The organism is Halochromatium glycolicum (assembly GCF_016584085.1).
GTDB classification, from domain to species: domain Bacteria; phylum Pseudomonadota; class Gammaproteobacteria; order Chromatiales; family Chromatiaceae; genus Lamprobacter; species Lamprobacter glycolicus.
This window is the reverse complement of sequence record NZ_NRSJ01000077.1, coordinates 1-9,937: the sequence shown is the minus strand read 5'-3', so window position 1 is coordinate 9,937 and position 9,937 is coordinate 1. Positions and strand designations below refer to the sequence as shown.

Sequence of the window (9,937 nt, the reverse complement as noted above, 5' to 3'; positions counted from 1 at the left end):
GGGTGAGGCCGGGGCGGGGCCGAGGTGAGGCCGGGAGGGTCGGGCTCGGCATCACGGCGGCGCTGGCCTTCGCGTGGTTGTGACCGAGCACACCACAGGCCCGTTGGGTTTGCAACCCAGCATTGCACTCGGCAAAGCGGCGCGGTCGCGTCGCTTGAGCGCGCGCCGCACGGCCGCGCGGCGCGCGGTTGGCGCCCTACTCGCCGACGAAGACACCAATCTCCTCGGGCACGTGGTTGGTCTCGGTGTCCTTGGACTGCTCTTCGCTGAGCTGGAGCTCGATCTGGGTGGCGTCGGGGTTGGCGTAGCGCAGGGTGACCGGGTCGGCGCCGTCGGTGGTGATGATGTCGGCGAGCACGCTGGGGTGGCGGTGGCTGCTGGGCAGGGGATAGGGCCGCGGGCTCAGTAGGTGGTCGAGCTGGTCGAAGAACACCTGCACTCGGCGCCCGTCGATGGTGGTGACGCTGCCATAGAGGCTGTCGATGGCGAGGTAGCCGATGCGTTCGAGGGCATGGCCGTCCATCAGGGCTTCTTCTTCGAACAGGGCGGCGTCGAGCAAGCCGTCCGACAAAGGTGTTGCGAGTTGTGACCGAGGCAAGAAAAATTGCAATTTCGTCAGAAAGTTACACGGACGTTCGGTGAAGCACATCGGAAAGCCGTGTACGGGAGAACCGTATGCACGGTTTGATGAGGGAGGGCTGGTATCCTGTGGCTATGATTCGGCTAGTGAGGCACCGCCAGACGAAAGGGGCAGCAACAGATAGGCCAAGTCTAAGGTCGCGGGCTGCCTGCTCTCTACTCTACCCGACTTTCATGACCCCGACTTTCAAGACCTGACCCCGACTTTCAGACTTTCGTTTGGAGTATGGCGTAATGTAAAACACTCTCTGGATCATGAGCGCCGCAACTTTCATCATGAAACCACATTAGGTAGTTGTAATCAGTTACAGTATAAAGTGACCACCCGCCTAAATCAGCATTCGTCGTTTTCAGCAAATCGCCTTCATCTGTATTCCTATATGACAGAGGTGGATCAAATGCAATCCTCAACATCCTCTGTTTATCGCCTTGACCCTTCAGCAACAACCGAAAACCTTCATAGTCATCGTAAAGAGCCCCCAGATAAAGCGTTTCAGGAATACAATCAAGCGGAACCCATCTTTTTTCATCCAGATTATTGATTAGAATCCATGCTTGACTCCGATTTTTGAAGAAGAAGCCGGCTTCACAATCTCATCAGAATGAATAGCTAAGTGCGTAAATGCGCAACAAGCTATTTGTAGAGTTTGTTCTTATTTCAAAGCACTTAAGGTCACCAAGATCAACGCCTGTGTGGGCCCATTTCATTCTGACTTCATCTAGTCCCTGGGAATCATCTATCAAAGAAGCATCCAGGATGCTTTCAGGTGCAATAACACCAAAATTCATCTTTGCTTCAAGCTCATAGCAATCACTGAAAACAAGTTCGCTTTGTTCATCAGTTGGCCAGCGAACATTGATTATGACCTGATCGCGTTCTCCCGGATTTCGTCGATCTATTTTGATATCTAGCAACTCTGCATCGTGCCAATTTAACTTAGAAAATTCTGTGGCCTTGATCATAATCTCACTCCACAAACCGAGCATCAAATGTGTCTAAACAACGCTAACGCAACGAATAATATCAGGTTCCCATTTTGGCGCCGCTGCGCTTTAGGAGGCTTGGACCAGCCCTTTTAAGGTGCAGAAATACAACATTTGAACTCAGTAAGTTACGGAGTTTGCGCGAGCCGAGCAAACGATAATCATGCCCCATGGACAGTCTAGGCTACTGAATATCAGAGCAATTTTTTTGAACACGCTGCGGAACCTTAAAAGGGCTGGAGGCTTGGACCGAACTTGTCATCACTGCCAATTCTGTTTCCATTACCTAAAACCCCGGATCGGAATCGCCCGACCTGGGACTGTAATGCGTTCCTTTGCCGTTCTTGTGGTAGTGGGAATAATTCGGGCCTTTTTTGCCTGGTTGCGTCGGCGGATCAATCCGCAGTTTCTCCTTGTATTTGCCGTTAACTATTTCGCCATAGCTACCGGATCGATGAGGGTTCTCTACATAGTTATCGGGAATCTTATGTTTCGTTCCTGGAGGGAGGGCAACACCATCTTGTGTCACATGGATGACATTGTCGCCCGCTTCTCGCGCACTCTTTGTGCTGAGTTTAGCGGAGTCAGCCGCCTTTGCACCCTTTACCGTTAACTTACCAGCAGTTGCCCCTATCCCAAGCACAGGAACGATGGCGGCACCAGACAACGCCGCGCTGAGTGTATCACCTCGCCCAAGGTAGATCGCCGCATTGAGTAGATCAGCCGGCTCGCCAATCCCTGGGACAAAGCCAACCAAATCCAATGTACTCTGCAGCGAGTCAAGGCTCCAAAACCCACTATCGATGCCAGCCAGCCCCCAGGGATCCACCAGATTAAGCGGATCGTTCCCAACATAGGCATAGAGATTCATGCCATCCCCGTAGCCGATGGGGTCCGGCTGCAGGAAGCGTCCGAGCGTGGGGCTGTAGACGCGCAGCCGGTAATCGTAGAGTCCGGCCTCGGCCTCGAGCCGACGCCCGGTGTAGCGGTAGGGATTGCCGAGCGCACTGGTGTCGCGGCTCTCGCCGAAGGGGCCATAGGCGTAATGCTCAGCCACCGCCCCCTGGGCGTCGCTCAGCGCGATCACTGAGCCCTGAGCATCGAAGTGGTAGTAGTAGCGCGCCTCACCGCGCTCCATCACCACCGGCTGGTCGATGCCGGGACCGTAGATGAAGCGGCGCAATCGCTGACCGTTTTCATCGTACTCGGCAAGGACCTGCGCGCCGTCGTAGAGGTAGTCGGTCTCGATCCCGTCCACGGCCTTCTGCGCGCGCCGCCCCATGGGGTCGTAGTCATAGCGGATCGCGCGCGTGGGTGTGGCCACCGCGGTCAGGCGGTTCTGGGCGTCGTAGCTGTACACACGGGTGCCGTCACCGGTCAGGTTGCCGTTGGCGTCATAGCTCTGCTCGATACCATCGACGCTGGTGTATTGGTTGAGGACGTTGGCCGTGTAGGCGAGGGTCTGGTCCACGACCGGACGCCAGAGGAAGCGCTCGTCGCCGATCTGGGCACTGGTGCGCTGGCTCGCGCGGTTGTAGCCGTACTGCAGGCTCAGCGTGCTGGTGTTGAACTGATGCGCGATCTCGGCCAGATCGCTGTCGGGCTCGTAGCGATAGTCGGTGTGGGTGCCGTTGGCATACTCGAGCCGGGTGCGGCGCGACAGCGGGTCGTGGCTGTAGTCGGCCAGCACCGTGGCGTTCTCGCGGATGCGCTCGACGCGATCCAAGGCATCATAGTCGTAGTCGACGGCCGCGCCGTCGGGATACGTCAGGCGCGTGCGGTTGCCCGAGGCGTCGTAGTCATACCGCACCACGCGGGCGCTCGGATCGCGCACGTGCTCCAGGCGGCCCGCAGTGTCGTAGGCATAGGTGAAGTCGCCATGGCCATCGCCGATCCGTGTGGTGCGACCGACCCGGTCGTAGGCATAGGTGACGTCGGTCTCGCCGGGGACCTGCTTGAGCCTGACCCGGTCCAAGGCGTCGTAGGCGCGGTCGATGAGCACGCCGGCGCGGGTGCGATACTGGGTGAGATTACTGTTGTCGTCGTAACTGAACTGTTCGTCGCTGCCGTCCGGGTAGGTGGTGCGCGCGAGTCGGTCGAGGCCATCGTAGGTGTAGCGGGTGGTGTGACCGCGCCCGTCGGTGGCCGAGGCCGGCAGTCCGTCGTCGGTGTAGCCGTGCTGCTCGGTGAGCGTCTCCTCCAGCGTTCCCACGCCCTCCACGACCTCCAGCAGACGGCCCTTGGCGTCGTAGTGGTACTCGCTCACCCGTTGTTCGGGGTCGCGGACCTGGGATAGCCGGTCGAAGGCGTCGTAGTCCAGCGTCGTGACGTTGCCCTCGGCATCGGTGACGGTTTCGCGCTGGCCGCTGGCGGTGTAGGTGAAGCGGGTGGTCTGCCAAGGATTCAACGGATCGCCGGTCTCGCGCTCCACGCGCTCGAGCAGGCCGTCGTCGTGGTAGGCGTAGCGCGTGATGTGATTGAAGGGCGCGGGTGCTTGACTCTGCTCGAGACGGCGATTGGCGTCGTACTCGTAGATCGTTTGGTGGCCCCGGGGATCGGTGACCTGAGTGCGGTTGCCGACCGCATCGTAGCCATAGCGCGTCGTGAGCGCCAGACCGCCCGAGTCCTCGATCACGTGCGTCAGGTCACCCGAGGCCGTGTCGTACTCATAGCGCGTGACCGTGCCCTCGGCATCGGTCAGGGTCGCGAGCTGCCCCTGTGCGGTGTAGGTGAAGGTGGTCGTCGGGCGCTGCCCGTCCACCAGCGGCTCTTCGAGGCGCTGCAGATTGGGCGAATCCGGATAGTAGGTATAGCGGGTCTGTTAGCCCTTGGGATCCGTCGCGGTAAGCGGGAGGTCGTACTCGGCGTCGTAGGTGAAGGTGCGCACCAGCGGCGACAGGGGCGAGCCAGGCTTAGGATGGGCGGTGACGCGCACCGGGTTGTGCCAGACATCGTAGTCGTAGCTGATGCGCCCGCCCTCCGGCAGGGTCGCCTCGATGAGGCGCTGCTCACCGTCGTAGCGCTTGAGCAGGGTCAGGCCCAGAGGGTCGATCTCGAGCAGCGTCCGGCCTTGGGCGTTGAACTCCCAGACCCGCGTCCCGCCGAGCGGGTCGACTTCCTCGCTGCGATGGCCGGCGATGAAGTACTGGTAGAGATTGCCCGCGGCGTCGCGCTGGGTCATGACCCGACCAAGGCGGTCGTAGGTGTTGGTGACTTGTGCCTCCGAGGGGCGGCGTGGACCGAAGACTTGGGTCAAGAGTCCTGGTGTTCCTGGGTCATAGACGAAGCGCGTCTGCTTTCCGCCCGGGTCGGTATAGCCTCGCAGGTTGCCGGCAGCGTCATAGGCGTAGCTCACCTGGCGGCCAGTGTCGTCGGTGATCCGCTCGAGACGACCATCGACATAGCCAAAGGTCAGTGAGCGCCCGAAGTCGTTGGTCACGGAAGACAGTCCGTCGGCGCCATACTGCAGCGCAAGGCGGTTGCCGTTAGGGTCCTCCCAGGTGGCGAGACGGCCCGCGGCGTCAAAGCGCATTTCCACGCCCCGGCGGGTGCGCATGCGGTAGGTCTGATCGGCGTCCTGGAAGAGCTCGACGGATTGTCCGGGCGAGGCGTGATAGCTCCCGTCGGGCAGCTTCACGAACTGTTGGCTGCTGCCGGGCTGACTGACATTGACCACGTTGTCGGTGAGCTGGTCCATCAGCCATTTCTCGACCAGGGCAGCGACGAGCAGTCGATCGGTGGATTTTGCCGCCTTGAGTAGATCCAAGGAGACATAGGCCGCCACGATGGCCGCGGCGGCATCCACGGGCGAATCCGCGCCGAGCCCTTGGTAGCCGTCGCTGCCCGGTGTCGCCACGATGTCGAAGCTGTGGGTCCAACCCCAGCCGAGTCCGCGATCCTCGAAGCGGTTGGCTGCGTTGTAGCGCCGCTGCAGGCCCAGGCCGACGGGCAGACCGCCGCTACCGACCCCGATGTCGTCGCTGGCGTAGAGAAAGTCTCCGGTCACCAGATCGATCGGGTCGTCGCTTTGGACATGGTTGTCCGCGTCGCTCCCCGAGTCTCCGGCAGCAGCCGTTGCGTCGCTATCCGTTTGCGCGGACTCGGCGCCGAAGCCGCCCTTCAGGCCACCCCCGATGATATGTGCGATCCGATCGTCGCCCGGGCTAACGGCGAGAAAGCCGATGCCTTGCCACTGCGCCTCGCCCAGATCGCCATCGCTCGGCAGCAGCACCCGGTAGCCGGCATTCAGGTAGGATTCGACGTAGCTCAGCTCGCTCGCGCTGTAGCCCTGGAGTTGGGACTGCACGGACCCGAAGCTGGCGGCCGTCACATCGAAGATCTTGTAAGAGAGGTCATTGGCCTGGTCGAGCAGCTTGACCGTCGACACGGCCCCGATCGGCTGGGTCTGCTCGATGACGCCGTGCTCGAGCGCGCTGCCAACTCCGGACGCGCTGAAGAACAGGGCATTGGGCGTCTCGGCCTCATTCGCGAGGCTCACCGTACTGGAGAGATTGAAGGGCAAGTCCACATAGGGCGCACTGCTCTCGCCGGCGATGCCGACCCAGTGATGACGCAAGGTCTCGCCTTGGGCGATGCGATCGGACAGCTCCGAGGCCAGGCTGTTTTGGGCGATCCAGTTGTAGGAGATTAGGGCCAGGCTCTCGCCCAGGACGGCCTCGGAGCGTTCGTCGAGACCGGCATGGCGGTATTCTCTAAGCCGCTGGCGGTGACGGTCGACCATCCCCTTGCCCATGTTGCCCCAACCGTTGGAGATGACATAGGCGCCGCCGGCGACGATGCTCTGACTGCCGGACTGATCGCCGTAGGCGCCACCCCCGGCGGCATAGGGATGGTCGATCGTGAAGCTGATCGACTGGCGCGAGCCAGGGGCCACCGCGCTGCCGGTGTCCATCAGCGCGCCATCGAGGCGCAGCTCGGGCTGGTTGCTGGCGTTATAGAAGAGTGTCAGACGTCGGCCGTAGATGTCGCTGCTGTTGAGCGTCTGGTCGATGCCCGGCAGCTGAATGCGCAAGGTGGTCTGGTACTGCGCGGGGATGTCGCCCGACCATTCCGCGAGGATCGACTGACCCAGTGGGTGGGTGCTCTGGCGCAGGTCGGAGACCGCCGGCTCGACAGCGCGCCCCCCGATGACCTCCTCGAGAGTAGCCGCAGGCGTGGTGTTGCGGATCTGCTCGATCAGACTCGAGGCATAGTCGCTGAGCCGTGCTCGGACGTTTGCCCGGTTGAGATCCTGGATGAAATGCGTGCCCTCGGCGCTGCCACTGCGCGCGGCGGCGAGAAAGCTCGCGGCGTCATAGCCCATGGCGGCCGCCAGATCCATGCGCGCCGCGCGCGTGCCATTCGTGAAGCTTGGGTCGAAGACGTAGGATTGTCCGGCGATCTCGACCTTGACCCAGACGTGATGGACATCCACACGGGTGCTGTAGTAGTTCTCCATCGGGATACCACCCGATGGAAGCAGATTCCCGATAGCGAAGTAGTCCTCGAGACCGAGCCAATCCATGGCCTGCTGGGCGTCCAGCCGCAGGGTGCCCTGAACGTAGCTGGCGGTGTAGCCGGATTCGCGCAGCAACGCAACCATCAGCTGCGCCTGGTCGAAGGCATTGCCGCATTTGTCCAACAGGGTGCCGAGCGCCCCTTTGCGCGCCCCGAATAGCGGCTCGAAGGCAACCTGGTCGTGGACGAAGGCGTAGATCAAGTCTACGTTATAACGCAGCGCGCGGGCCATCTCGGCGATTTCCGGGGCGGCCTCGGACGCGGCGTCGGAGACGTTGGCCTGCGTGACCGCGAGCCCGGGGAGACTCGCTCGCGCCGATGGGGCGCGCGCAGCAAGCATCTCCAAGGCGTCACCAGGCGTCACCGCCTCAGCCTGGATATTGCCGTTGGCCGGCAGTAGATCCTCTGCCGCCAAGACATCCGCGGTTTGCACGCAAGCCAAGCCGCACAACAGCGTCAAGGCTAGCCAAGGAAGTTGAAAAAGATACCCGATGCGGCGCGTGCGCTCTGTGTCGAGCATGGCACTTGATCCCTCGTTCGCAGTCGCCATGAGCTTGCCGCAATATCCTAACCCGACGTAGCTGGAACCAAACAGGGCCAACCGACTAACTTTCTGGAGAAGCATCCCAGCAACGGAGTCATAACGATGAATCCCTTCTCGAGCAACATTGGGAAGAGATTGACTGCGTGCTGTCGCGCTTCGACCGGATCGTAGTCCCCAGCACCCTGCCGGACATCTGCCACGCCTAGGCGATGGCCAGCTACCTCGGGTGCAGCGGTATCCGGCTGTCCGATTATCCCGTTGGGCGAGTCGTTGCGTGAGGCGGTCCGCGCCCTACTCACCGACGAAGATGCCGATCTCCTCGGGCACGTGGTTGGTTTCGGTGTCCTGGGAGCGTTCTTCGCTGAGCTGGAGCTCGATCTGGGTGGCGTCGGGGTTGGCGTAGCGCAGGGTGATCGGGTCGGCGCCGTCGGTGGTGATGATGTCGGCGAGCACGCTGGGGTGGCGGTGGCTGCTGGGCAGGGGATAGGGCAGCGGGCTCAGTAGGTGGTCGAGCTGGTCGAAGAACACCTGCACTCGGCGCCCGTCGCTGGTGGTGACGCTGCCGCTGTCGAGGGCGATCCAGCCGAGCCGTTCGTTGGTGTGGCCGTTGGCCTTGGATTCTTGCTCGTCCATGGCGAGCTCGAAGCCGGTGAGGTCAAGGTGGCGGATGCGGGTGGTGACGGCGTCGGCACCATGGTCGGTCATGACGCTGGCGAACACGGCGGGGTCGGCGAGGAACAGGGTGTTGAAGTCCAGGCGTTCCCATTGCCCGGCACGCCCAAGCTTGTTGCTGGTGAGCCAGTCAGCCTCGACGTTGAGGCCGGCCAGGCTGTATGCACCGGCCTCGGCGATCAGGTAGAAGAGGTCTTCGGCTGATCCATGCGTGCCGTCGAGGTAGTCCCATTCTTGAAAGCGCAGCTGGGCGTGGGTGGGGCTAAGCTCGGTGAGGCGGATGACGCCGGGGTCGCTGTCGCGGTGGCTGGCGGGCTTGGCAATCAGCACCGGGTCGGTGTAGGTGTTGGCGAACGGGAGGGTCTGCCAGTGGTGGTCGATGCCGCGAATCAGGCCCCATTCCATCGGGGCGTCTTGGGTCGGGGCGAGTCGGCGCAGGGCGCTGGTGTCGGCGCCGTTGTGGCTGACTTGTTGGGCGAGGATCTGGTCGCCGAGGGCGAGCAGGTGCAGGGTCTCGTCGGTGTGGCCGATCTCGTTGTCTTGGGAGCGTTCTTCTTCGACCTTGAGCCGGTGGCTGAGCGCAGGGCTCCAGCGTTCGTCGGCGCTCAGGCGCTGCAGCAGGTAGGGCAGCGGTTGGCCGTCAAGGTCAAGCAGCCCGCCGCCGTTGAGGCTGTCGATGGCGAGGTAGCCGATGCGCTCGAGGAGATGGCCGTCCATCAGGGCTTCTTCTTCGAATAGGGCGGCGTCGAAGCCGTCGGTGCTGAGGTTCTTGGCCCGCACGGCGACGGCTTGGTTGCCGTTGGCGGTCTGGATGGTGAGGAAGAGGTGTGGCACGGCGGCGAATGGGGTGTCGAACAGGATGCCGGTCCAGTTGCCGGTGCCGTTGAGGGTGAAGCGGCCAACTTCCCATTCGGAGCCGTCAGAAAGGAGATGGTGCCCAGGCTGCAGGACGAGGTAGGGGATGTCTTCGACGGCGTGGTAGTTGTCAGCGAAGTCGCGCTGGCGGTAGTCCCATTCCTGGAATCGGATCTCGAAGCCGATGTCGCTCACTGCGCGCAGGCGCACGACGCCAGGATCAGGGCCGTGATAGGTCGGCGGGCCGGCTAGGACGACGGCCTCCAGGTAGCCAGTGGGGCGTCGATGAAGCGCCAGTTGTGGTTGCCTTGCGCGCTGCTCGGCGCCGGCCACAGCGGCGAGACCCCAACCGCCGCGTCCAGCGGGTCCGGATCGGCCCAGTCGGCAATGCCGTCGTTGTCGTCGTCCGGATCGCTGGCGTCAGGCAGACCGTCGTTGTCGGAGTCTGGGTCAACCGCAGAGGTCACCACCTTTTGCGTCCGGTTTCCGGCCGGGTCGTAGCTGTACTGGACAAGGGTGCCGTCTGCGTAAGCGGCTTGGGCAGCAATTCCCGCCGCAAAAATATCTGCTTTAGAAACAATAAGTTGGCTTTGAGCCGAAAAAAATCTTTCGTAAACTTTTGAAGCCGAATCAGTATACTGCCACGACCTTCTCAAGCTGCGAGGCAGGTATTGATGAGTGGTCCGTTCTCACGCCAGCACCTCAGCGTCGCGGGACTGCTGCGCG

General features: G+C 62.0%; 6 protein-coding genes. All 6 read right to left on the bottom strand.

What is annotated here, in order from left to right; genetic code table 11:
- Positions 1–196 precede the first annotated feature (196 nt).
- Complete coding sequence (locus CKO40_RS22870; RefSeq protein ID WP_207173818.1) at positions 197–559, bottom strand: hypothetical protein; 363 nt, start codon at positions 557–559, stop codon at positions 197–199.
- 677 nt (positions 560–1,236) lie between these two features.
- Positions 1,237–1,602 carry a hypothetical protein gene (locus tag CKO40_RS22865; RefSeq protein ID WP_200348766.1) on the bottom strand — a complete coding sequence of 122 codons (366 nt, stop codon included), beginning with the start codon at positions 1,600–1,602 and terminating at the stop codon, positions 1,237–1,239.
- 307 nt (positions 1,603–1,909) lie between these two features.
- A complete protein-coding gene (locus tag CKO40_RS22860) occupies positions 1,910–4,384 on the bottom strand; it encodes an RHS repeat protein (protein ID WP_200348765.1) in 2,475 nt (824 codons plus the stop codon).
- 60 nt (positions 4,385–4,444) lie between these two features.
- Positions 4,445–7,660, bottom strand: a complete 3,216-nt coding sequence (locus CKO40_RS22855; protein ID WP_200348764.1) for a DUF6531 domain-containing protein — start codon at positions 7,658–7,660, stop codon at positions 4,445–4,447.
- Between the two features lie 315 nt (positions 7,661–7,975).
- Positions 7,976–9,421, bottom strand: coding sequence for a hypothetical protein (locus CKO40_RS22850; RefSeq protein WP_200348763.1), 1,446 nt, complete (start codon positions 9,419–9,421; stop codon positions 7,976–7,978).
- A gap of 38 nt (positions 9,422–9,459) precedes the next feature.
- On the bottom strand, positions 9,460–9,678 hold the full coding sequence (locus CKO40_RS22845) for a hypothetical protein (protein ID WP_200348762.1): 219 nt from the start codon (positions 9,676–9,678) through the stop codon (positions 9,460–9,462).
- Positions 9,679–9,937 lie beyond the last annotated feature (259 nt).